The sequence below is a fragment of the Umezawaea tangerina genome (assembly GCF_003002815.1).
Lineage (GTDB): Bacteria > Actinomycetota > Actinomycetes > Mycobacteriales > Pseudonocardiaceae > Umezawaea > Umezawaea tangerina.
The window spans coordinates 273,517-293,366 of the sequence record NZ_PVTF01000014.1 but is presented as its reverse complement, the minus strand read 5'-3'; the positions used below and the strand labels follow the sequence as shown (position 1 = coordinate 293,366).

The 19,850-nt window shown below is 69.8% G+C and carries 34 protein-coding genes; 32 read left to right on the top strand and 2 right to left on the bottom strand.

The window, feature by feature from the left end; all coding sequences use genetic code 11:
* Nucleotides 1-15: 15 nt before the first annotated feature.
* The 30 genes from CLV43_RS38500 to CLV43_RS38370 all read left to right on the top strand — a co-directional run bounded on the left by CLV43_RS38500 (nucleotide 16) and on the right by CLV43_RS38370 (nucleotide 17,190).
* Nucleotides 16-543: a hypothetical protein gene (locus CLV43_RS38500; RefSeq protein ID WP_106193932.1), complete on the top strand. Its 528-nt coding sequence runs from the start codon at nucleotides 16-18 to the stop codon at nucleotides 541-543.
* Between the two features lie 62 nt (nucleotides 544-605).
* Complete coding sequence (locus CLV43_RS50225) at nucleotides 606-740, top strand: hypothetical protein (RefSeq protein WP_281262198.1); 135 nt, start codon at nucleotides 606-608, stop codon at nucleotides 738-740.
* Between the two features lie 72 nt (nucleotides 741-812).
* Nucleotides 813-1,046 (top strand): hypothetical protein, encoded by a 234-nt coding sequence (locus CLV43_RS47395; protein ID WP_146175082.1) that lies wholly within the window; start codon nucleotides 813-815, stop codon nucleotides 1,044-1,046.
* Between the two features lie 91 nt (nucleotides 1,047-1,137).
* Nucleotides 1,138-3,324 carry a TerD family protein gene (locus CLV43_RS38495; RefSeq protein ID WP_106193931.1) on the top strand — a complete coding sequence of 729 codons (2,187 nt, stop codon included), beginning with the start codon at nucleotides 1,138-1,140 and terminating at the stop codon, nucleotides 3,322-3,324.
* Nucleotides 3,325-3,513: 189 nt separating this feature from the next.
* Entirely contained in the window at nucleotides 3,514-3,819 is a 306-nt protein-coding gene (locus CLV43_RS38490) for a hypothetical protein (RefSeq protein ID WP_106193929.1), read from the top strand.
* A 67-nt stretch (nucleotides 3,820-3,886) separates the two neighbouring features.
* The gene (locus CLV43_RS38485) at nucleotides 3,887-4,921 is read left to right on the top strand and encodes a hypothetical protein (RefSeq protein ID WP_106193928.1); all 1,035 of its coding nucleotides are present in this window, start codon (nucleotides 3,887-3,889) and stop codon (nucleotides 4,919-4,921) included.
* Between the two features lie 160 nt (nucleotides 4,922-5,081).
* Nucleotides 5,082-5,222 carry a hypothetical protein gene (locus CLV43_RS48185; protein ID WP_170156201.1) on the top strand — a complete coding sequence of 47 codons (141 nt, stop codon included), beginning with the start codon at nucleotides 5,082-5,084 and terminating at the stop codon, nucleotides 5,220-5,222.
* Entirely contained in the window at nucleotides 5,222-5,689 is a 468-nt protein-coding gene (locus tag CLV43_RS38480) for a hypothetical protein (RefSeq protein ID WP_106193926.1), read from the top strand. Before CLV43_RS48185 ends, CLV43_RS38480 begins: the two co-directional genes overlap by 1 nt.
* On the top strand, nucleotides 5,682-5,981 hold the full coding sequence (locus CLV43_RS38475) for a DUF6221 family protein (protein WP_106193925.1): 300 nt from the start codon (nucleotides 5,682-5,684) through the stop codon (nucleotides 5,979-5,981). Before CLV43_RS38480 ends, CLV43_RS38475 begins: the two co-directional genes overlap by 8 nt.
* Nucleotides 5,978-6,148, top strand: coding sequence for a hypothetical protein (locus CLV43_RS48180; RefSeq protein WP_170156200.1), 171 nt, complete (start codon nucleotides 5,978-5,980; stop codon nucleotides 6,146-6,148). Before CLV43_RS38475 ends, CLV43_RS48180 begins: the two co-directional genes overlap by 4 nt.
* Nucleotides 6,145-7,248 (top strand): tyrosine-type recombinase/integrase, encoded by a 1,104-nt coding sequence (locus CLV43_RS38470; protein WP_106193923.1) that lies wholly within the window; start codon nucleotides 6,145-6,147, stop codon nucleotides 7,246-7,248. Before CLV43_RS48180 ends, CLV43_RS38470 begins: the two co-directional genes overlap by 4 nt.
* Nucleotides 7,249-7,389: 141 nt before the next feature.
* On the top strand, nucleotides 7,390-8,190 hold the full coding sequence (locus tag CLV43_RS38465; RefSeq protein ID WP_106193921.1) for a site-specific integrase: 801 nt from the start codon (nucleotides 7,390-7,392) through the stop codon (nucleotides 8,188-8,190).
* Between the two features lie 150 nt (nucleotides 8,191-8,340).
* Nucleotides 8,341-8,862, top strand: a complete 522-nt coding sequence (locus tag CLV43_RS38460) for a hypothetical protein (RefSeq protein ID WP_146175081.1) — start codon at nucleotides 8,341-8,343, stop codon at nucleotides 8,860-8,862.
* Nucleotides 8,859-10,211 (top strand): DNA modification methylase, encoded by a 1,353-nt coding sequence (locus CLV43_RS38455; RefSeq protein ID WP_106193918.1) that lies wholly within the window; start codon nucleotides 8,859-8,861, stop codon nucleotides 10,209-10,211. The genes CLV43_RS38460 and CLV43_RS38455 overlap by 4 nt, the downstream gene beginning before the upstream one ends.
* 14 nt (nucleotides 10,212-10,225) lie before the next feature.
* The gene (locus tag CLV43_RS38450; RefSeq protein WP_106193916.1) at nucleotides 10,226-10,645 is read left to right on the top strand and encodes a hypothetical protein; all 420 of its coding nucleotides are present in this window, start codon (nucleotides 10,226-10,228) and stop codon (nucleotides 10,643-10,645) included.
* Complete coding sequence (locus CLV43_RS38445) at nucleotides 10,642-10,905, top strand: hypothetical protein (protein WP_146175080.1); 264 nt, start codon at nucleotides 10,642-10,644, stop codon at nucleotides 10,903-10,905. The genes CLV43_RS38450 and CLV43_RS38445 overlap by 4 nt, the downstream gene beginning before the upstream one ends.
* Nucleotides 10,906-11,035: 130 nt before the next feature.
* Nucleotides 11,036-11,698 (top strand): hypothetical protein, encoded by a 663-nt coding sequence (locus tag CLV43_RS38435; protein WP_146175079.1) that lies wholly within the window; start codon nucleotides 11,036-11,038, stop codon nucleotides 11,696-11,698.
* Nucleotides 11,683-11,955, top strand: a complete 273-nt coding sequence (locus tag CLV43_RS38430) for a hypothetical protein (RefSeq protein ID WP_106193910.1) — start codon at nucleotides 11,683-11,685, stop codon at nucleotides 11,953-11,955. Before CLV43_RS38435 ends, CLV43_RS38430 begins: the two co-directional genes overlap by 16 nt.
* Nucleotides 11,952-12,638, top strand: coding sequence for a hypothetical protein (locus tag CLV43_RS38425; RefSeq protein WP_106193908.1), 687 nt, complete (start codon nucleotides 11,952-11,954; stop codon nucleotides 12,636-12,638). The genes CLV43_RS38430 and CLV43_RS38425 overlap by 4 nt, the downstream gene beginning before the upstream one ends.
* Complete coding sequence (locus tag CLV43_RS38420; RefSeq protein ID WP_106193907.1) at nucleotides 12,638-13,180, top strand: hypothetical protein; 543 nt, start codon at nucleotides 12,638-12,640, stop codon at nucleotides 13,178-13,180. The genes CLV43_RS38425 and CLV43_RS38420 overlap by 1 nt, the downstream gene beginning before the upstream one ends.
* Nucleotides 13,181-13,305: 125 nt before the next feature.
* Complete coding sequence (locus tag CLV43_RS38415) at nucleotides 13,306-13,548, top strand: hypothetical protein (RefSeq protein WP_106193905.1); 243 nt, start codon at nucleotides 13,306-13,308, stop codon at nucleotides 13,546-13,548.
* Nucleotides 13,545-14,447 (top strand): hypothetical protein, encoded by a 903-nt coding sequence (locus CLV43_RS38410; protein ID WP_106193904.1) that lies wholly within the window; start codon nucleotides 13,545-13,547, stop codon nucleotides 14,445-14,447. Before CLV43_RS38415 ends, CLV43_RS38410 begins: the two co-directional genes overlap by 4 nt.
* Complete coding sequence (locus CLV43_RS38405; protein ID WP_106193902.1) at nucleotides 14,444-14,701, top strand: hypothetical protein; 258 nt, start codon at nucleotides 14,444-14,446, stop codon at nucleotides 14,699-14,701. The genes CLV43_RS38410 and CLV43_RS38405 overlap by 4 nt, the downstream gene beginning before the upstream one ends.
* Nucleotides 14,698-15,084: a hypothetical protein gene (locus CLV43_RS38400; RefSeq protein ID WP_106193900.1), complete on the top strand. Its 387-nt coding sequence runs from the start codon at nucleotides 14,698-14,700 to the stop codon at nucleotides 15,082-15,084. The genes CLV43_RS38405 and CLV43_RS38400 overlap by 4 nt, the downstream gene beginning before the upstream one ends.
* Nucleotides 15,081-15,344, top strand: coding sequence for a DUF7352 domain-containing protein (locus CLV43_RS38395; RefSeq protein ID WP_106193899.1), 264 nt, complete (start codon nucleotides 15,081-15,083; stop codon nucleotides 15,342-15,344). The genes CLV43_RS38400 and CLV43_RS38395 overlap by 4 nt, the downstream gene beginning before the upstream one ends.
* On the top strand, nucleotides 15,344-15,691 hold the full coding sequence (locus tag CLV43_RS38390) for a hypothetical protein (protein ID WP_106193897.1): 348 nt from the start codon (nucleotides 15,344-15,346) through the stop codon (nucleotides 15,689-15,691). Before CLV43_RS38395 ends, CLV43_RS38390 begins: the two co-directional genes overlap by 1 nt.
* Before the next feature lie 20 nt (nucleotides 15,692-15,711).
* Nucleotides 15,712-15,969 (top strand): hypothetical protein, encoded by a 258-nt coding sequence (locus tag CLV43_RS38385; RefSeq protein ID WP_146175078.1) that lies wholly within the window; start codon nucleotides 15,712-15,714, stop codon nucleotides 15,967-15,969.
* Nucleotides 15,966-16,481 carry a hypothetical protein gene (locus CLV43_RS38380; RefSeq protein ID WP_106193894.1) on the top strand — a complete coding sequence of 172 codons (516 nt, stop codon included), beginning with the start codon at nucleotides 15,966-15,968 and terminating at the stop codon, nucleotides 16,479-16,481. Before CLV43_RS38385 ends, CLV43_RS38380 begins: the two co-directional genes overlap by 4 nt.
* Complete coding sequence (locus tag CLV43_RS38375) at nucleotides 16,478-16,963, top strand: hypothetical protein (RefSeq protein ID WP_106193892.1); 486 nt, start codon at nucleotides 16,478-16,480, stop codon at nucleotides 16,961-16,963. Before CLV43_RS38380 ends, CLV43_RS38375 begins: the two co-directional genes overlap by 4 nt.
* A complete protein-coding gene (locus tag CLV43_RS38370) occupies nucleotides 16,963-17,190 on the top strand; it encodes a hypothetical protein (protein WP_106193891.1) in 228 nt (75 codons plus the stop codon). Before CLV43_RS38375 ends, CLV43_RS38370 begins: the two co-directional genes overlap by 1 nt.
* 145 nt (nucleotides 17,191-17,335) lie before the next feature.
* On the opposite strand, the gene CLV43_RS38365 is transcribed toward CLV43_RS38370, so the two are convergent.
* Nucleotides 17,336-17,551: a hypothetical protein gene (locus CLV43_RS38365; RefSeq protein ID WP_106193889.1), complete on the bottom strand. Its 216-nt coding sequence runs from the start codon at nucleotides 17,549-17,551 to the stop codon at nucleotides 17,336-17,338.
* A 33-nt stretch (nucleotides 17,552-17,584) separates the two neighbouring features.
* A complete protein-coding gene (locus CLV43_RS38360; RefSeq protein WP_106193888.1) occupies nucleotides 17,585-17,938 on the bottom strand; it encodes a DUF6011 domain-containing protein in 354 nt (117 codons plus the stop codon).
* Nucleotides 17,939-18,048: 110 nt separating this feature from the next.
* Here CLV43_RS38360 and CLV43_RS38355 point away from each other — a divergent pair, with 110 nt between their 5' ends.
* Together CLV43_RS38355 and CLV43_RS38350 are read left to right on the top strand one after the other, a co-directional pair.
* A complete protein-coding gene (locus CLV43_RS38355; RefSeq protein WP_106193886.1) occupies nucleotides 18,049-18,297 on the top strand; it encodes a hypothetical protein in 249 nt (82 codons plus the stop codon).
* Between the two features lie 42 nt (nucleotides 18,298-18,339).
* The gene (locus CLV43_RS38350) at nucleotides 18,340-19,734 is read left to right on the top strand and encodes a phage terminase large subunit (protein ID WP_211304754.1); all 1,395 of its coding nucleotides are present in this window, start codon (nucleotides 18,340-18,342) and stop codon (nucleotides 19,732-19,734) included.
* Nucleotides 19,735-19,850: the final 116 nt, after the last annotated feature.

Sequence of the window (19,850 nt, the reverse complement as noted above, 5' to 3'; positions counted from 1 at the left end):
AGGAGTCACCCCGAGATGGGTTACAACACCGACTACACCGGCCGTGTCACCGTGGCGCCGCCGCTCAACGAGCACGAGATCGCCTACCTGCGGAAGTTCAGCGAGACCCGCCGGATGGCCCGCGGCCATGGCCCCTACTTCGTCGACGGCAGCGGCAAGGACGGGCCTGGCGCGGGCATCGACGTCCAGGACTCGAATCGTCAGCCCGAAGGGCAGCCCGGCGTGTGGTGCGACTGGGTCCCGACCGAGGACGGGGCGGGCATCGAGTGGGACGGCGTCGAGAAGTTCTACAACGGCGAACTCTGGATGGCGTACCTGATCAACACGTTCCTCATGCCAGGCGCGGCCGTGCAGTTGGAGCTGCAGGAGCCGGTGCCTGGCCGGTTCTACCCCGACGAGTTCAAGCACTTCACCTTCGACCACCTGGTGTCCGGGGTGATCGAGGCACAGGGCGACCGCGCCGCCGACCGCTGGGACATCGTCGTCGAGAACAACTCCGTGTCGGTCAGGCCCTACCAGGTCTCCGCGCGAGCCGACGGGTGAGCACGCAACCCCATCGACCGCGACTGTCGGAGGTCGTCAAGTACGCCTGCGCTGGTGCTGTGATGGCCTTCATCCTCTCGGCACAGGTCGGTGGAATGCGGAACGAGGACGTCGCTCTGTTCACGTTCTTCGGCGCGGTGATCGGCGCGCTCACGTCGATCACCTTGACGTTGCTCGACCAGTACCCACGGCCCTGACCACGCGATGACCCGCGTACACGAAACACAATCCCTTTGGAGGCCTAAGAAGTGACTGTCCAAATTCGACTGATGGGCGCCTCTGTCGAAGTGGCGGAGGTGATGGCGGCGCTGGTGGCGGGTCGCCCGGTGACGGTGATGTCGGATGGCGGACTGGCCCCGAACCACCGCGACGGCGGCAGCAGGATGTTCGGTGTGGCCGCGCTGCCCGACGGGGGAGAGGCCACGACCGCAGGCGGTACCGACCGCCCGGTACGTCGAGTGCGATCCGAACGGCTCGATCGGCCGCGTCGCGTGGGCCGCTGACATCCCCACGGCCGTTATTCGCTACTGAACCGCTCGGCCTGCTGCGACGCTGGTCGCGCGCCCCGACTCTCCTCCGAGCAAGAAGGCATCCATGCTGGAAAAACTGATCATCCAGAAGACGCTGCGGGTCCCGGCCGTCGCGGGCGCGACCGGCGATGCCACCTCCGTGTCCCGACAGCTGGACGTGGTCCTCATGTCCGCCGGGTTCAAGGCATCCGGTCCGCTGCTGGAGCACCTGTCCCGGCTCGAGCCCGGCACGGCGATGGACGCCGCCGTGCGGGTGCTGGGTGCGGTTCGCGAGCTGGTCGGCGACCACGTCGCCCACAACGTGTACTTCCGCGACTTCCCGCGCGGTGTCCCGGACACCCTGGAGTTCTGGGCGAGCTGCCTTCGCGACGCATTGGTCGGCTCCCGCGTCGGCGGCGACGGTGGGGTTCCCTCCGACGAGCAGCTGCTGGCCGCGGCCGCGAGCGGCGGGATCAACCTGCTCGCGCTGCCGCGCTACGGCACCTACCAGCACACCTACGAGGAGATGCTGGCCGCACACGCAGACCTGATCTCGGATGCGAAGGACCGGGTCACCGTGCTGCACCTCGGCGGCACGCTCGCCGAGGAGACCACCGCGCTGTACCTGCAGCTGGCGGGCAGCACGGTGCCGCTCGGCGAGGCCGAACTGGCGCTGCTCGAGCAGCTGGCGCGCGAGTGCGTCGACGGCGACCAGCCGACGACGATCCCGGTGCGGGAGAACCGCGCGGTGGTCAACGGCGTCCGGCTGGCCTCCGGGCGTGAGCTGGTGGCGGTGGACACCGTCACCGACGTGCTGCGCCTGGCGTGCCAGTTCAGCGGTGGTGACGTGTCGCTGGCCGAACCGACCCGATTCCGGTCGTTCGGCAGGCCCCAGCGCCGCGCCCTGATGGCCGCGTTGGAGACGGTCGTGGCGGCCAACCCGGACAAGCTCGGCGACGTGCGCCGCTACCGGCAGCGCTGGAAGAGCCTGAGCAGCGGCGTGCACCCGCATGAGTTCCGCCGCTACCCGCACGCGCAGGACGTGTTCGCCGTCGCGCGCGGCGACCTGGCGGCGCGGTCGTTGGCCGGGCGGGTCGAGCTGGCATTCGCCGCGGGCGATGTCGGCCGCGCGGTCGAACGGTTGGCGATGGCGCCGGGGATGCTGCTGCGCCAGCTCGACCGCGTGCTGCGCTCCTGCGGTCCGGACGAGACCGACATGGTGATCAGGACCCTCCAGTCGGTGGCGAACAGGGTGTCCGGGCGGGTGCTGTGCTCGGTGCGCGAGCACCTCGGCAACCGCACGGCCCCGGACACGGCGCGGGTGTTCGCCAACCGCTCCGCACGCTCGTGGGTGACCACCGACGAGCGGCCGCCCTTGGACGCCGCAGTCGTCGCACGGGTCGTGGCCCTGCTCGACGACGAGCTGGCCCACCGCGTGCCGCTCAGCCACGACCGCCTGGTGGTCGACCCCGCGGTGCTGCAGGTTGCCCTGCCGCTGTCGGGCAAGGCCTCCGCCGACGGGTTCGGCGTGATGCCGCGTGGCTCGCTGGCGTCGGTCGATGGTGAGGTCCTGAGGTTCTTCTGCTACTGGAAGCAGACCATGCAGCGGACGGACTTCGACCTCTCAGCGCTCCTGCTCAACGAGGACTTCGACTACCTCGGCCACGTGTCGTGGACCAGCCTGTCGTTCGACGGTGCGGTGTCCTCCGGCGACATCACCGACGCCACGAACGGCGCGACCGAGTTCATCGACGTCCCCCTGCGCGCGATCTCGGCGCACTACGTGGTGCCCCAGGTGAACATCTACGCGGGGGAGGGGTTCGACGAGGTCGCCGAGTCGCTGTTCGGCTTCATGACCCGAGCCCGCGGCCAGCAGGGTTCCCCGTTCGAGGCGAAGACCGTGCGCTCGCGGTCGGAGATGCGCGGCAACGGCCGGGTCGCACTGCCCCTGGTGTTCATCCGGAACGCCGACTTCACGTGGTCGGCAAAGTGGCTGCACCTCTACCTGCAAGGCGGGGTGAACTTCAACCGCGTCGAGACCAACCGGCTCAGCACGGCGCTACAGGCCCGCGGCATCGTCGAGCGGCGGTACCTGCAGGTGCAGTACGTGGTCGACCTCATGAGCCGCGAAGCCACCTCGGTCACCGAGTACACGCCGGGCATGGCGTTCGACGAGCCGGTGACGTTCGTCGGGCTGGAGCGACCGGAGCACCTGCCGGAAGGCTCACAGGTGTTCACGCTCGACACGCTCCGGGAACTGGTGCCGCAGTAGCGGGCAGGCGGTGCTAGCCTGCTAGCCGCGAGGCCTTGAGGGAGCTTCCTTCTACCCAACCACTGCAAATGGATGCTTAGTTCCCTCGCTCTCCTCCACCAGACATCTCAGCGGGCCGACCGGTTACCACTCCGGTCGGCCCGCTGTCGTTCTACCCGTGGACGATGAGGCACCCCTCGGAGGCTGACCGTGACCACGCCCTCGCTGCGCGATGCGCTCGCCAAACCCGCGGCCGACGCACGCGCCCGGTTCAGCCATACCGACAACGGCTACCTCCGGGGTTCGACCGTCGTGCATGCGGTCCGCATGCAGGGCTGGCTGGGCGTTGACGTGCCCGGCCCCGGCTGCCACGTCGGCACCGGCGGCTGGGACTTCAGCATCTTCATGCCGACCAAGTCGGCGGTCACCTGCGGCCGCTGCACGAAGTCCGGACTCCACGGGCCCGCCGCAGGCGGCGGCGATCCCGACCAGCTCACCTTCGCTCTCGGCACCTAAATAGCAGGGGTCAGCAGCGCCAGCGTGGCTACGCTGTCGGCATACCCATGAGGTCACGAGTTCGAGCGTGGAGGTGTGCACCGTGAGTATCAGCGGGACCAAACAGGACGTTCACTTCCCGCCGCTGCAGAACGGCGTGGACTACCTCGTCGACGCCGTCGAGCGGCTCAGCGGCGCCCCCACGCCCCGAGACCTGAAGTACGCGGTGCTCCACCTGCACGCAGGTGTGGAGGTCCTCCTCAAGTACCGCCTGATCTGCGAGGACTGGACCCTCGTCCTCGCAGAAGACTCGGCCACGGCCACCCAGCAGCAGTATGAGGCCGGGCAGTTTCGAAGCATCGGTGCTGCAGACGCGATCAAACGGCTGCGGAAGATCGACGGCATCACGATCGGCAACGGTCAGCGGACGGCGGCCGCCGCGCTGGACAAGCTGCGCAATCAGCTCCAGCACCATGGCCTGACAAGCACGACCGAGGCAGTGGAGTCCCAGACCAGCAAGGTGCTGGGGTTCATTCTGGACTTCATCGACGCCTACATCACCCCGGAATCCCACCTCACCAGCGCGGACGAGCAGTTCCTCGAACGCTCACTGCCCAGCATCCGCAGCGGTCTCGGCTCGATCACCAGCCTCGTGAGCGGGCGGATGCAGCGGCTGCACCCGGCTCTGGACGGCGTGACCAAGACGTGGTGCCCCGACTGCGGGCAGCCCGCGGTGCTGTTGGAAAGCGATGCTGTCGCCGCGCCGGTCAACATCCCCGCTCACGTCGAGCCGCGGTGCGCCTTCTGCACGAGGCGGTGGGAGTCGCGGGAGGAGTACTTCGAGGACTTCCTCTTCGACCGGCTGGGCTTGAGCTGGCAGGACATGGCCGAGACCGGTGACTCGTCCGTGAACTGCCCGGAATGCGGCAAGGACATGGTGGCGTGGTACGACCCGGACACCGGCCTGCGCAGCCCGGCGGCACTGGGCCGGTGCTTCAACGCCGAGTGTGAAGAGGACTTCAACGACACCTGTCCTCGCTGCAGCAGGTACGTCTGGAACGAGAACATCACGGAGGAGAGCCACATCTGCTCCGACTGCTGGGATGCGCTCGTCAGCGACTGATCGACCGCCGGTTCGCGGACGACTCCAGACGGCCGTCACAGGCAGGTTGACGCAGGTCATACCGGGCACAGCTCTACCGGCTTCCTCCCCTCATAATCTGTATTATGAGGGGAGGATCTCGGGAGATCCACGAGCCGAACCGACATCGTCTGGAGAGCCCATGACCGGCTTGGTAGAGCGCCTGCGCGCTGCAATCGACGAAGCTGAGCACGAGGCCCGCGAGCGGATCGGCGTGTTCCCGAATCCCTCCGTGCACGACAACGGCGCCCTCCAACGCCGACGTAGTGCTGGCGAGGAGTGATGGCGAAGGAGTCGGGCCTGTCGTGGCAGCGGACGTCCTGTGAGGACGGCGCCGTCTCCGCCTACGGTGGTCTCGTCTCCTACTGGACGGACGGTCACGTCCGGCCGGACGTGACCGGCTTGGACGAGTTCGCGCGCGAACGACAGGTGCTGCTCACCGACACCAGCTTCACGCCACCCGAAGTCGAGCCGCTCAGCGCGTGGGCCAAGTGCCCGGCCTGCGCGGACAGCCGCTACCACCTGCTCGGCGAACGCCAGCAGGTACCAACGGGTCGCCGGGTTCGGCATGCGGTCATGGACGAGTTCCCCGCGGCCACACGGACCCAGGCGGACGCGACACAGCCTCTGGAGATTCGGACCCGCGTCGAGTGGGGTTTCGAGACTCAAGAGCAGATCACCCGAGAGTGCAGGTCCTGCGGCCACCAGTGGCAGCAGGCGACCGGCCAGAACGGAGTACGTCGTGGATGACCAGTTGCTGCCGTGGCTCCGCACCCAGATCGCCGAGACGCGCGAGCTGGCGCACGAACACCATCTCGGCTGCTGCCGCCACTTCCGCGACGGCGACGTGCTCGGCCTCGAGGCGTGTGACTGCTACGGCCCGCCGCGCGTGCTGGCCCAGTGCGAGGCGCACACCGCCATCCTGGACGCCACCGAAGACGCGCAGAGCAACGGCGAGTGGGGGTACCCCGACCGCATCCTCAAGGCCCTCGCGCTGGCCTACCAGCACTGCGACGGGTACCGCGAGGAGTGGAAGCCATGAGCTTCAGCGTCAACGGCCTCGTGTGGTGTCCCGCCGTCGGGCTCGATGGTCAAATCCTGGACATCAAGGACGGCCGCGCGCAGGTCTGGTGGTCAGACGACGGGTGCTCGTGGGAGCAACTCGAAGAGCTGGAGCCCGATCAGCGGACCAACAGGGGCACCTCGTGAGCGACCTGGTGGCGGTCGACCAGCTGCCCGTACCGGACCCGGACGGCGACCGGTGGACGGCCGGGCTCGTGCTGGTCGGCCAGTGGCTCGCCGAGTGCAAGGACAACACCCGCACGACCTACGCGGACGCGATCGGCTACCCGTTCCACCCGAAGACCGCCGAGTTCCGGGACACCAGCACGCTCCGCAACGGCGTCAGCTGGCTGTCGTGGTGCGCGGCAACCGGCACGCACCTGCTCGACGCCGACCGGTCGACCGTGGTCGCCTGGACCGAGGACCTGCGTGAGGCGCCGCACCCGATCACCGGCGAGCTGCTGTCGCACTCGACTCGCGCGCACGCGTTCACCGTGACGTCGAGCCTCTACCGGTGGCTGATCGAGGAAGGCCACACCGAGCGCAACCCGCTCGTGCTGGTCAACCGCAAGAAGCTCGGCGTCGACCAGCCGAAGAACGACTCCCCCACCAGGTCGCTCTCCCTCGCCGAGGTCGCCCAGCTCCAGTACGCCGCCGACCACGACCCGGTCGACCAGGTCCGGCTGCGCACCTCGGCGCTCGTCGCACTGCTCTACCGGCTCGGGATGCGCATCTCCGAGTTGATCAACGCGACCACAGCCGACATCGAACGCACTGGCGGCGTGCGCGTCCTGTGGGTCACCCTCAAGGGCGGCCGCCGCCACGCCTACAAGCTCCCGACCGAGGTGTGCGTCCGCCTGGACCGCTACCTCGCCTCCCGCGGACTCGGCGCGACCGTCGCGGTGCGCGGCCAGCACGGCGGAACGGTCCCCCTGTTCGCCACCGCGTCCGGCGGCCGCATGGACCGCGGCGACGTCGCCGCGCTACTCCAGCGGCTCGCCGACTTCGCCGGCGTCGAGGAGCCCCGCACGGTGTCCCCGCACACCGCCCGCCACTCCCTCATCACCGCCCTCCGCCAAGCCGGGGTGCCAGACGACGCGATCCGCCGGTTCGTCGGCCACGTCTACGCCTCCACCACCGACCGCTACGGCAAGCACGTCCTCGCCCTCGTCAACTCTCCCTCCGACATCGCCGACGAACTGTTCGAGCAGGAGATGAGCAGCCAGGCGACCAAGCGGAACCGGTGATACCGGCAGCCCTCTGCCGCGACGGAGGCGCTTCGGGCGGTCCCCCGGCGGAGCTGGTCACTAACTTGCGATAACATTACTTATCGCAAGTTACTCGGGCACGCCGCACCCGCCCATCGCACCACCACGGAGAGCCTCGCCATGCCCAAGCCGCACATCCGCCGCACCCCCTCGGAGAACACCGAGCGCGTCTACCGCTCCCAGTGGGCCACGTTCACCAACTGGTGCACCGACCACGACCGCACGTCGCTGCCCACGACAGCCACCACGCTCGCGGACTACGTCGCACACCTGCGCGACCAGGGCCGCGCCCCCGCCACGATCCAGCAGGCCGTCGCGGCGATCCGCGCCCAGCACCGCGGGGCCGGCTTCACGGGTGCCCCGGACACCGAAGCAGCGCTGCTAGTGCTGCGCGACTACAACCTCGCCACCTCGACGCACAGGCCCCAGATGGAGGCACCCCCCATCACGGTGGACGTGCTCCACCGGATGACCGCGGCCTGCGACAAGACCGCGCTCGCAGGGAAGCGTGACCGACTGCTGCTTACGCTGGGCCTCGCGCTGGCCGGACGCCGCAGGGAGCTGGCCGACCTCACCTTCAGCGATGTCCGACGCGATCCGGACGGCGGGCTCACCGTGCTCATCCGCCTGCCGAAGTACCGGTTCGCCGCCAGCGAGCTCGTCCGCGTCCCCCGCAGCGAGGACGCCGACACCAGCCCGGTCGACCTCCTGAACGACTGGCTGACCGCGCTCGCAGAGCGGGACGTCGACACCGCCGGCGAAGGCCCCCTGCTCCGGTCGGTCACTCAGCACGACCGGCTCTACTCCCACGACAACATCTCGACCACAGCGATCAACGCCATCGTCCGCCGGTGCGCGAAGGCCGCCGCACTCCCCGACTGGCACCTCTACAGCACCCGCTCCATGCACGCGGGGTTCTAGACCCGCCACACGACCACGCCGCCCCCACCCCATCCCCGAGTCCACGAAGGACACGACACCCCTCCGACCACACCCTCGCCGTCCAGTGTCACAACCGCTTACGCTGAACACTGGACGGCACGCGGCGCTTGACACCAAGGGGGGCTTGACGTGGACACCAGGACTCCAGCGGAGGTGGAGGACGCCGAGCACCGCAAGGCGGAGGTGCTCCGGCTCAAGCGGCTGCGGTACACATTCGAGGAGATCGGCGAGCGCCTCGTGCCGCCGGTGTCGAGGCAGCGGGCTCACCAGATCTACGCCGAGGCGCTGAGGGACATCCCGGCGCTCGAAGCGGCCGAGCTGCGGACCGAGCACCGGGAGCTGCTGGAGGACGCGCTCCGCAAGGCGCAGGAGCTGTACGACCGGGACTACGTGGTCGTGTCGCACGGCAAGGTCATCCGCGAGGGCATGCCCGCGATCGACCCGGAGACCGGCAAGGCCGTGATCCGCGAGGGCGAGGGCTCTCCCCTGTTCGACGCCGGGCCGAAGCTGCAGGCGCTCACCCGCATCCAGTCGCTGTCGGAGTCGCTGCGGCGGCTCTACGGCGTGGACCTGCCGGTGCGGGTCGACCTGGGCGGCGACGTGTCCGTGCAGTACACGGTCGTCGGGGTGGACATGGAGGCCCTGAAGTGACGACCCCACCCACCGCGGCCGGGCGCCGCGTCGACTACATCCCGCTCGACGAGGTCACCCCGGCGCACCGGAACCCCAAGGGTCACGACACGGAGGCGATCAGCCGGAGCATCGGGCACTTCGGGTTCGCCGAGCTGCCGCTGCTCGACGAGCGCACGGGCCGCTTGGTGGCCGGGCACGGCCGGTACGACGAGCTGGTGCGTATGCACGCCGAGGGCATCACGCCGCCGGACGGCGTGCGACTCGGGCCGGACGGCGTGTGGCTGATGCCGGTCATCCGCGGGTGGGCGTCACGCTCCGACGACGACGCCGAGGCGTACCTTGTCGCGTCGAACCACATCACCGTCAAGGGGGGCTGGGACGAGCGCGGGCTGGCCGAACTCCTCGAGGACCTCGCCGACGCGCAGCTGCTGGAACTGACCGGGTTCGACTCCGACGACCTTGCTGGGCTGCTCGCGTCCATCGAGGACGGTGAGCCTGCCGTTGCGCTCACCGACGTCGACGACGTTCCGGACGCACCCCGTGATCCGCACTCGAAGCTCGGTGACGTGTGGCTGCTTGGCGGGAGCCGGGTGCTGTGCGGTGACGCCACCGACGTGGTGGCGGTGGAGGAGATGCTCGACGGCGACCTGTGCGACGCGATGTGGACGGACCCGCCCTACGGCGTCGACTACGTCGGCGGGCCGCGGGAGCTGGCGGCGAAGGACCGGCTCGCCCACGGCGGCAAGACGATCCAGAACGACGGGGCGGCCGGGCTACCCGACCTGCTCGCGGGCGCCTTCGCCGTGGCGACGGTGGCCCTGCGCCCTGGCTCGCCGTACTACGTGGCGCACGCGGACATGGCGCGAGCTGTGTTCGAGGCGGCCGTGCGCGGCGCCGGGTGGGTGTTCCGCCAGAACCTGATCTGGGTGAAGGACGCCTTCGCCCTCGGGCACGCCGACCACCACTACCGGCACGAGCCGATCATGTACGGCTTCACCGCGGGCGGCGAGGGACGCCGCGGCCGCGGCGGAGTGGGCTGGTACGGCGACAACGCGCAGTCGACGGTGTTCGAGGTCCCGAAGCCAGCGCGCAGCGAGGACCACCCGACCATGAAGCCGGTCGAGCTGATCCGCCGCCAGCTGGCGAACTCCAGCCGCCGTGGGCACCTCGTGTACGAGCCCTTCGGCGGGTCCGGCTCGACCCTGATCGCCGCCCACCATGTCGGTGCTGACGCCCGCCTGGTCGAGCTGGACCCGCGGTACGTCGACGTCATCTGCCGCCGCTACCAGGAGCACACCGGCACGCTGCCGATCCTCAAATCCACCGGTGAGGAGCACGACTTCACCCGCGAACGCGCCAACCCATAAGGACGTGCCAACCCATGCCCGCGAGCGACGAGGTGCAGACGCAGGTGGCGGAACGCCGCGCGCGTGCTGTGCAGTTGCGGATCGCGGGCGCCTCGCTGGACGAGATCGCGTCCGCCCTGCAGTACGGCGGCAGCACCCCGGAGTCGCGGCGGGCCGCGGTGTCGAAGGACCTGAGCCGCGCGTTCGAGGCTGCCAAGGACGACGAGCGCGCGAGCTCGGAGATGTGGCGGCAGCTCGAGCTGGCGCGGCTCGACCGGTTGCAACGCGGGCTGTGGCCGCGGGCGGTCACCGGTGACACCCAGTCGGTGCGGGCCTTGTTGACCTTGATGGATCGGCGAGCGAAGTACCTGGGCTTGGACGCCCCGGAGAAGGCCGACAACAGCAGCGACGTCCGGTACACGGTCGTCGGCGTGGACCCGGAGGCGATGAAGTGAGGCCAGTCCCGATCCCTGACGAGGCGGTGTGGGAGGGCGCGCGGCGGCTCGTTGTCGGCCCTCCGGACGACGACCCGACCGGCCCGATCGCCGCGGTGGAAGCAGTCGCGAGCGTGTCGGCGAGCACGGGGATGCCGGTGCTGTCGGTGCGGTGTGCGCTGGAGCAGGGCGACCTGGAGCAGCTCGCCGAGGGCGGGTGCGTGTGGGTGTCGTTCTACGGCGGCGGGATGCCGCCGTTCGCCGTGGACGTGGGGTCGTGAAGACCGTGGCTGTCGTGGCCAAGCCTGAGGCCCAAGTGGCCGAGGTCAGCGTGTGCCGCCAGTGCACGCACGAGATCCGGCGCGCGGCGGCGCCCTGGGACAACGAGTTCCGGTGCGCCGAGGGGTGCAGGTGCCTGATGGTCGGCTGCGTTCCAGCGGCCCCCTCACGGCCCACCTGATCAAGATCATTCTTAACGCGAACTCGCAGGTAGTACCCGTACTGACCGGTAACAAGCAGAGGAGAAGGCACGTGGCCAACGTCGAAGACCAGGGGCTGGGGGCGGACGTCGTGCACCCCGACGCGGCGCCGTTCGACGGGTGGAGCTGGCGCGAGCCAACCCACGGTGAGCACTTCAGGCGCTGCTCGTTCTGCGGCAGCGTCAACCCCGACGACCTCCTTGCCGAGCCCTTTTGGACCGCCAAGTGGGCGGACCAGAAGTACGGTTGGCCACACAAGTTCTACGTGGACATCCCGAACCGCGAGCCCGAGGCCCTGTTCGTGGTCAGCGCGACGACCACCGAGCGCCCGCCAGAGGGGACCTCCGGGTGGGTGGCGTGGGCCGACCTGACACCTGACCAGCTCGCCGCAGCCACCCTGCACGGCTACAACCGCGGCGACTACCGGCCGACGTTCCTCATCTTCGGGACCCGCGCCAACCACTTCGGGAAGTTCTACTCGGTCCACCTCAGCGCCCCCGCGCTCGCCGAGTCGGTCAGGCAGGCCATCGAGCGCCAGTCGGGTATCGCCTTCGAGTTCCTGCCCAACGGTCGTGTGTCATGGAGAAGCGCGTGACGCCGGGTGTGGTGCACATCGCCGGGATGGTGGTCCTCATCGGCCCGCTGGTGCGCCAGCGCTGCTCGTGGTGCGGCGCCGTGCTGGTCGACGTCGACAAGACGCTGATCGCGGTGCCGGTCGGCCAGGACCCGACCCCACCCACGTGGCCCATCGGTGGTCTGGTCGAGATCGACGGCAACATGACCTCCGTCGTGGATGGCGAGCGGCTGCCCGTCAACGCGTGCGGCCTGCTCGACCCGGCGGTGACGGCATGACCGGCAGCTTGCCGCCCGACGTCGCCGTGTGGCAGCGCGGCGAGCGCACCGTGCTCCTGCCCACCGACCTGCTCGTGCGCCTGGAACAGGCCTGGGCGGCCAGGAACCGGGTGAACGTCGCCCAAGAGGTGCACGCCGAGGTCGTCGAGTACAGCCCCAAAGCGCTGGACGTCGTCGAGTCGTCCCTACGGCAACGAGTTGTCGCCGCGGCCGCCGAGCGCAACCACACGCTGATGTCGACCACGGGTCCGCTATGGACGCAGCGAGTGGACACCGGAGCAGGGCTGGAGCCCGACTTCACGCGCGATGTGCCGTGGCAGCGCGGGACCCCGCTGCACGACTGGGCTGGCGTGCTCGTGTGCCGCATCTCCGGCCTAGCCATCCCGCTCATCGAGGAGGCGCCGCCCAGCGCGACCGCGCCGGACCGGAACCCCACCGCCGAGGAGGACGCCGTGCCCGCACCAGCAGACCCCGCCGACCTGAAGACCCCGGCGGAGTGGGCGGAGGTTCACAACGCCACCGTCACCAAACCGGACGGCTGGACGAACGGCACCCGTACTGACGGCCCGCGCGGCTTCGACGAGCCGATCACGGGCGCGGAGTTCGCCCGCCGCTGCTTCGCCTCGACCGTCGACCACCACCACCCACGCCCGGCGTCGGCCGCTCCGAAAGCCGGTGCGTGATGGCTATCCAGAAGCACGTGGCCCTGCAGCTCAGCCCAGGCAAGGGCAGCGTGCTGGTCGACGGCGTAGACATCGGCCCGGCCGTCACGGACCTAGTGCTCCGTGCCGATGCGCGCAACCGTGCGCTGGAGCTCCAGTTGGTGACGCACGACGTGACGGTCGACGGCGTCACCTCCGTGGCCATCCCGCAGGAGACCCGCGCCGCGCTGCTGACGCTGGGCTGGACTCCCCCGGTACTGGACCACGCCGACGCTGACGAGCTGTGCCGGGTGCTGCAGCTGATCACCGAGCACGACACGGACTACGAGATCCGGTACCTGCTCGTGTTCAAGGCCTTGGACTTGGCCCTCGGCCTCGGCTACGCCGCCGGGTTCGCACCCGACCCCGCTGAACCGGACTGGCCGGTCGCCTACATCGAACTGCCGACCGGCCAGGTGTCGTGGCACATGCCGAAGCACACCGTCGAGTTCGACGGGCACAGCACCGGCGGGAAGTACCGCCGCGTCCGTGAGTTCATCGCCAGCCAGCGGGGGCTGAGATGACCGCCATCAAGCGGCCGTTGTGCCCGGCCAGCGTGTCCGCAGAGCCATCCCACTTCCACACGCTGGGGTCGAGCCGGCACGAGTGCATCCAACGCGCACACGAGCCCTCCTCCCAGCACTTGTGCATGTGCGGCCACCGCTGGACCGGCGGCCCGGACCTGCCCGAGGTGCGGGTGGTGCGCGTCCGGCCGGGCGACGTGCTGGTACTGGCCTACGCCGACCCGATCACGCCCGACGACGCACGCCGCGCCAGCGAGCTGCTCAAGGCCGAGTTCCCCGGCCACCGCGCGGTCATCACGTCCCGCGCCGAACTGCTGGTGGTCAGGCCCGACGAGGCCGACCTGATCGAGGAAGGCAAGGCGCCGTGATCGGGATCGTCGAGGCGCTCATCCGCGCCTCCAGCGCCAAGGGGTACCCGCCGTTCCGTGGGCCGGTGAAGCTGACCGCCGCCCAGGCACGGCGGCTGCTTTCCGAGTCACCGGTGGCGGAGCAGCCGACCGACGAGGAGTGGGAGGCGCTGGTCGCGGCAGGCCTGCCCGACTCGACGGTGCTCGGCCTCCCCATCGAACTGGTCGCCGCGGACGAGGAGTCCACGCCTTGGGCGAACGGCTGGCGGCCAGCCGACGATCCGGCGCCCGAGGTCGCTCTCGAGACGCCCAGGCTCAACCGAGGCGGCTTGGTGCCGTCCACCGCCAGCAGGGATTGGCCACTGCCATGGCTCGATCGCTGCCACCCGCTCCTGCCCGCGTCGCGCACCCGCCTCCTCACGGAGGCCTCGCTCGGCGCGGCCGGGTTCGCTCGCCCCCGGCTCGGCACGAGCACGGTCGAAGCCACGCTGGGCGGTGACCCCGCCTACCACGACCTCGTCGCCGGTGCGCACCTCGCTGGGCTCGCGATCGACCACGTCACGATCTCCGTCGAGAGGCCGGACCACAGCTTCTACCACCCCAACGCGCTGACCCGGTTCCGGATCACCGGCGACCTCGTGCCCGTCGACCAGGTCCAGCCCGACGAGCCGCCGACGGCGGAGGACGCGGCCGCGCTCGCCGCGACGCTGCGGGAGATCGCCGACCAGCTGGAGCTGCAGACGCCGGAGTGGATGCGCTTCCACGTCGCCCACGCGCTCACCTTCGACCGGCCCCAAGCCGACAGCGACGGCCTGGGGCAGTGCGGGCAGCCGCGCCGCCTGCAGGCGGTGTCGCTCGCGCTCCGGTGGCCGACCGGTCCGGAGCACAACGTCGCCCCGGAGACGGGAGAAGCCGAGTGACCACCGACTACAGCACCGCGGTGCTCACCACCGTCAGCGGCGGTGTGCGCACCGTCGAGCAGGCCGACGACCTCATCGGCGTGCACGACGACCTGGTCCAGGCGCTCACCCGCACCGGTGTCCTCGACGGCGACCACCTCACCCTCGACACCGCAGGCGAATACCGCTACCGCCGCCTGGGCCCGTCGGAGACAACGCCGGGCGTCACCCGGTACGAGCGGGTCCACAGCGGTCCGTCCAAGGCGGACTCATGAGCAGCGCCTTCGACCTCGTGTGCCTGTCCCACGACCCAGGCATCAGCGTCCGCATGATCACCGACTCCGCCGAGGTCCGCACGCTCGACGGCGCGCACGAGTGGATGCGCTCCCGCACCCAGCACGAGGCCTGCGACGTTGTCATCGTCCGGGTGTCCGGCGGCCCGGTCGAGGTCATCTGCCCGCCAAGCGGATGCAGTGCGCACTCCAACAGCGTCGTGCGCGTCGACGTGCCGTGGCTACGCCTGCTGTGGGCAGCACAGCAGTGCGACAAGAACACCCCCGCTGGCCGAGCAGCAGAGCAGGCCGCGTCGTGCTGGTCGACCACGCGGCTCCACCGGCTCCGGCACGAACTCGACGTCGTCCGCTTGGAGTCACCGTGACCGGCACCGTCTGGAAGTACGAGCTCACCACCGCCGTCAGCAGGATCGAGATGCCCACGGGGGCTGTGGTGCTGGACGTCGACGAGCAGTACGGCGCGGTCGCGATGTGGGCGTGGGTCAACCCGGCCGCCGAACTGGTGACACGGGTCTTCCACATCGTCGGCACCGGCACGCCGATCCCGGACGGCGCGACCACCTTCCACGGGACCGCGCTCACCGCCGGCGGAGCGCTGGTCTTCCACATCTTCGAGGAGGCGTGATGGACGACTGGATGACCGACGAGCACAAGGCCGCCGCGCTGGAGGGCTGGCTCGCCAACCCCTCCGCGCAGGAGTACGCGCGAGCCGTACAGCGCGAGGAGCGGATGCGCGCCGACGCGGCGGAGGTCGGCCGGATCCTCGCCGAGATGCGAGGGCTGCGCGACGACACGATCCTGGCGGCCGTGCCGAAGCGGCGACCGCTCTGCGTGCATCGCTGGACGGACGGCGCCAACCACACCCACGAGTGCAACCGCCACCGCGGGGACCACGGGGCATCGAGCGAGTCCTTGAAGGAGTACCCGCACCGCTGCCGCGCGTGCGGGGCGGAGACGTCGCGCGAAGAGTGAAGACCGCGAAGGAGCGATCCATGATCAACCGCAACGAGCTGACGGTGGGCGACAAGGTGCGCCTCCGGGACGGAACGTTCTTCGACGTCGGCATCACGGTGCCGACGTCGAAGAACGTTCCGACGACCGAGGTCAACGTGATGGCAGACCGCTCCGGCTCGGTCTCCACCGTCCAGGTAGCCCGACTGGAGCGTCTCGCGGTCGTGCACCCTGCCCGGCTCGCCGACGGTGAGGACGCGCTCGTCCGTCTCGGCCGGTCCATGGGCGCACACCCATGATCAGGTATGGGGTCGTCGAGCTGGGCAAGGTGCTCGGCGTGTGGATCCTCGCTGCGCTGGTGCTCACCGCCAGCGCAGGCCTGGTGTTGTGGCTGCTCACCCTCGTGATGGCCCACGGCCTCGTGCTGGTGTACCGGTGCCGCGGCTACCGGGCGCGCGTGGTGCGCGACGGCATCGAGATCCGGGTGCGGCGTGTGCCGAAGCCGAGCTTGGTGCTGCGCCCCCTCTCGAACAAGGAGTTCGCCGAGTTCCAGGCGAGGTGGCTGGCCGCCCACGCTGCACCGAGCAGGCTGCACGCTGTCGCGCCGCTCCGCCTGCTGAACGAGGTTGGCCAGCAGGCGCCCCTGACGGCCTACCTCAACGAGCCTGCCGCGCGCCGGGCCGAGATCAGCCACAGAAATCCGTGGGCTCCGGCCGACTCGGCGGCCTACAACTCTCGCCCCACGCCGTTCCTGCGCCAGACCGGCCAGGACGATGGCCCGACCGGCAGCTCCGGAACGGGCTCCCGGTGAGCGCCCTGGCGTGGCTCGCGGCTGGTGTTGCGGCGCACGACAGCGGCTTCGACACGTGCGTGCGCGACCCGAGCAGCCGCGAGGAGTGGGCTCGGTGCCGTGAGCACCTACACCTGCTCGACGACACCGGCGCCCAACTGCCCGCGTGCCGGTCGTGCTGTTCGCCGTGGGTGTCGCCCGACGAGCACGAGTGCGGGCCCGGTTGGTGTGCGGTCGACGAAATCCCCGACGGCGTGCACATGCCGGACGTGCCGGAGCCGACGCACCCAGGGGCGTCGTGGGAGGAGATCAGCGAAGCCGTTGCTGAGCGGATGACCCGGATGATTGTGGAGGTCCTCCCAGACGTTGAGTTCGTCTTCGTGGACCAGCCGTTGGCGCCGCGGCCGCCGAGCATGCTGCCCGCGTACTTGCGCCACCTCGACCTGCTGTACCGCGGCCTGCACCGCGACCAAGCCCTCCTCCGCTACGTACGGGTCACGTGATGACGGCCGAGGAGATCGAACTGGTCGGCGGCTCGCACGACGGCCAGGTCATGCACATCCAGCCCGCCGAGCGGCTGCACCTCCCCTGCGAACGCCCGGTGGGGTTGGCCGAGTTCGTCCCCGCCGACGGCCTCGTCGCGGCGCCAACGTCCGTGCAGGAGACCTACCGGCGCGACGTGATCAGCGACCGGACGCACCGGTGGCGCTACCTCTTGGAGCGGCGATGACGGCCCGCGTGCTGGACCGCGCGCGGCGGCGCTGGCCGTCGGAATGCGTGGTGGTGAAGATCCGGCCACTGTCGCCTGCGCTGTTCCGGGAGCGCCACCCCTGGACGAACCGGGGGTGGGCTCCGTGACGAGCGCCTTGCGTCACTCAGGCCTCACCCCACGCTGCAGGCGTGTCGGGCTGGACGGACCTGAGCCGCACGCTGCGGAGTCGAACACCGCCCGCTTCGAGGTAGAGCAGCGGCTCCACCTCTCCACGGACGACGCGCTCGACCTGCATCACCCACCCGTCGTAGCGGCGCTTGCTCCCGTGGTAGACGACGAAGTCGCCACGTCGGGGGGCGGTCGTCTGGTCGCGGTCCATGCGGGGCTCCTCCTGCTTGTGATGGGTGCGGGGTCAGGCTGCGGCGAGGATCGTCGCAGCGATGCGGTGGTAGCAGGTGTGCTGGCCGCGGAGCCCGGCGGCGCAGTTGCAGGCCTGCGGGGCGGTCAGGTAGGTGCTGGCGCCGTTGGTGGACACGACCCGGAAGACCCTGCGGCCGCGGATCGCGACGATGCCGCCGTCGGCGATCAACTCGGTCGCCTTGGCGACCTGGGCGGGCTTGAACTCGGCGACGGCCTTGGCCTTGATGGCCTTGCGGATCTTGGCCTGGCAGCCGGGGCCGCGGCCGGCGGCGATGGACTTGGTGGCGCGGAGGACGCGGCCGCAGTCGATGCAGCGGGTGATCGTTGCGGTGGTCGTGGCGGCCATGTCGTCCTCCGGTGGTTCAAACTGTGTAGATACAAGGTAACCGAAACTGTGTATCTACACAAGAACCTGTGCCAGAATCCCTGTATCTACACAGGGAGGACCCCCGCCCCATGGCCGACGCCAGCGAAGAACGCACCACCCGAGTCCGCCCCATCCGCGTGCCCGACCCGCTCTGGACCGCCTACGGCAACGTCGTCGCCCGCCGCGGCAGCAACCGCACCGAGGCCCTCATGGAGGCCATGCGCCAGGACATCCGGAAGAACGGCACCGACGAGGACAAGGCGCTCCTGGACGAGGCGGAGCGCGAGCTCGCCGAGCGCCGATCACGCAAGGGCGGACGCCCCCGCAAGACCGAGTAGCCCCACCGACCGCCCGCACCGCAGCGCCACCGGAGCGCCGCGGTGACCGCCGTCATCGAGCACGTCTACGCCCCGCGCGGCAGCGCGAGGACGGTGATGGAGTGCCGCGACGACGAAGTCCTCATGGCTGGCCCCGCAGGCACCGGGAAGAGCCGCGCGTGCATCGAGAAGTTGCACTTCATGGCGCTCTCGACACCAGGTGTCCGTCTGCTGATGGTGCGCAAGACCCTGGTGTCGCTCACGTCCAGCGGCCTGGTCACCTACCAGAAGTTCGTCGCCAAGGAGTCGATCCTCGCTGGCCACGTGAAGTGGTTCGGCGGCTCCAGCCGCGAGCCCGCGCAGTGGAAGTACAGCAACGGCAGCGTGATCGTGGTCGGCGGGCTCGACAAGCCCGTGAAGATCATGTCCACCGAGTACGACGTGATCTACGTCCAGGAGGCCACCGAGCTCACCCTGGACGACTGGGAGTCCTGCACCAGCCGCCTTCGCTCCGGGGTGCTGTCGTTCCAGCAGCTGCTCGCGGACTGCAACCCGGACCGCCCCACGCACTGGCTGAAGATCCGGTGCGACGAGGGCAAGACCCGGATGCTGGAGTCGCGGCACTGGGAGAACCCGGTCTACTACAACGACGACCGGACTCCAACGCCCGCGGGCCTAGCCTACGTCGAGGGCAAGCTCAAGAACCTCTCCGGTGTCCGCCGCGCCCGGCTCTACGAGGGCAAGTGGGTCAGCGCCGAGGGCATGATCTACGACGAGTTCGACACCACCATCCACTGGATCAAGCGGTTCGACATCCCGGAGAGCTGGGACAGGTGGTGGGCAGTCGACTTCGGGTTCAACCACCCCTTCGTGTGGCAGGCGTGGGCGGAAGACCCGGACGGCCGCCTGTACCTGTACCGCGAGCTGCAGATGACCAACCGGCTGGTGGAGAAGCACGCGGCCGTCATCCTCAAGGCCGTCACGGAGGTGGTCGGCGAGACGACCGCAGGGAAGGACGCATCCGGCGACGACGTACTCAAGGACATCGCGACCGGCGCACGCGAGTGGACCGAGCCACAGCCGCGGGGCATCGTGTGCGACCACGACGCCGAGGGCCGCGGCACGCTGGAGCTGCACCTCGGGATGTCCACGACCCCCGCACACAAGGCGGTCACCGAGGGGATCCAGGCGGTCCAGGCCCGCCTGAAGGATCCGGGCGACGGGAAGCGTCGGCTGTACGTCCTGCAGGACTCGCTCATCGAGCGCGACGAAGTGCTGGCCGACGCCAAGGCTCCGACGTGCCTGATCGAGGAGATCCCCGGCTACGTGTGGGACACCAGCAACGGCAAGAAGCTGAAGGAGCAGCCGCTCAAGGAGCAGGACGACGGCTGCGACACGATGCGGTACGTCGTCGCCGAGCGCGACCTCGGTGCCCAGCCCGACGTCCAGTGGTTGTAGCGTCTCTGCCGCGGTGTTCCTGGGAGGGAGCAGATGGCCGGTTCGCCGAGGCGGGCTGGCCATCGCCGTATCCAGCCCCGTCCGACCTTGTCTGACTTTGTCCGGCTCTGTCCAAC

What these genes read in the sequence shown, in the direction of transcription:
- CLV43_RS38385 (WP_146175078.1), top strand. Translation starts at nt 15,712, where the DNA reads ATGATCAACCGCAACGAGCTGACGGTGGGCGACAAGGTGCGCCTCCGG.
- CLV43_RS38370 (WP_106193891.1), top strand. Translation starts at nt 16,963, where the DNA reads ATGACGGCCGAGGAGATCGAACTGGTCGGCGGCTCGCACGACGGCCAG.
- CLV43_RS38380 (WP_106193894.1), top strand. Translation starts at nt 15,966, where the DNA reads ATGATCAGGTATGGGGTCGTCGAGCTGGGCAAGGTGCTCGGCGTGTGG.
- CLV43_RS38420 (WP_106193907.1), top strand. Translation starts at nt 12,638, where the DNA reads ATGGCTATCCAGAAGCACGTGGCCCTGCAGCTCAGCCCAGGCAAGGGC.
- CLV43_RS38465 (WP_106193921.1), top strand. Translation starts at nt 7,390, where the DNA reads ATGCCCAAGCCGCACATCCGCCGCACCCCCTCGGAGAACACCGAGCGC.
- CLV43_RS38425 (WP_106193908.1), top strand. Translation starts at nt 11,952, where the DNA reads ATGACCGGCAGCTTGCCGCCCGACGTCGCCGTGTGGCAGCGCGGCGAG.
- CLV43_RS38415 (WP_106193905.1), top strand. Translation starts at nt 13,306, where the DNA reads ATGTGCGGCCACCGCTGGACCGGCGGCCCGGACCTGCCCGAGGTGCGG.
- CLV43_RS38360 (WP_106193888.1), bottom strand. Translation starts at nt 17,938, where the DNA reads ATGGCCGCCACGACCACCGCAACGATCACCCGCTGCATCGACTGCGGC.
- CLV43_RS38450 (WP_106193916.1), top strand. Translation starts at nt 10,226, where the DNA reads ATGCCCGCGAGCGACGAGGTGCAGACGCAGGTGGCGGAACGCCGCGCG.
- CLV43_RS38365 (WP_106193889.1), bottom strand. Translation starts at nt 17,551, where the DNA reads ATGGACCGCGACCAGACGACCGCCCCCCGACGTGGCGACTTCGTCGTC.
- CLV43_RS38390 (WP_106193897.1), top strand. Translation starts at nt 15,344, where the DNA reads ATGGACGACTGGATGACCGACGAGCACAAGGCCGCCGCGCTGGAGGGC.
- CLV43_RS48185 (WP_170156201.1), top strand. Translation starts at nt 5,082, where the DNA reads ATGACCGGCTTGGTAGAGCGCCTGCGCGCTGCAATCGACGAAGCTGAG.
- CLV43_RS48180 (WP_170156200.1), top strand. Translation starts at nt 5,978, where the DNA reads ATGAGCTTCAGCGTCAACGGCCTCGTGTGGTGTCCCGCCGTCGGGCTC.
- CLV43_RS38500 (WP_106193932.1), top strand. Translation starts at nt 16, where the DNA reads ATGGGTTACAACACCGACTACACCGGCCGTGTCACCGTGGCGCCGCCG.
- CLV43_RS38480 (WP_106193926.1), top strand. Translation starts at nt 5,222, where the DNA reads ATGGCGAAGGAGTCGGGCCTGTCGTGGCAGCGGACGTCCTGTGAGGAC.
- CLV43_RS38400 (WP_106193900.1), top strand. Translation starts at nt 14,698, where the DNA reads ATGAGCAGCGCCTTCGACCTCGTGTGCCTGTCCCACGACCCAGGCATC.
- CLV43_RS38430 (WP_106193910.1), top strand. Translation starts at nt 11,683, where the DNA reads ATGGAGAAGCGCGTGACGCCGGGTGTGGTGCACATCGCCGGGATGGTG.
- CLV43_RS50225 (WP_281262198.1), top strand. Translation starts at nt 606, where the DNA reads ATGGCCTTCATCCTCTCGGCACAGGTCGGTGGAATGCGGAACGAGGAC.
- CLV43_RS47395 (WP_146175082.1), top strand. Translation starts at nt 813, where the DNA reads ATGGGCGCCTCTGTCGAAGTGGCGGAGGTGATGGCGGCGCTGGTGGCG.
- CLV43_RS38355 (WP_106193886.1), top strand. Translation starts at nt 18,049, where the DNA reads ATGGCCGACGCCAGCGAAGAACGCACCACCCGAGTCCGCCCCATCCGC.
- CLV43_RS38495 (WP_106193931.1), top strand. Translation starts at nt 1,138, where the DNA reads ATGCTGGAAAAACTGATCATCCAGAAGACGCTGCGGGTCCCGGCCGTC.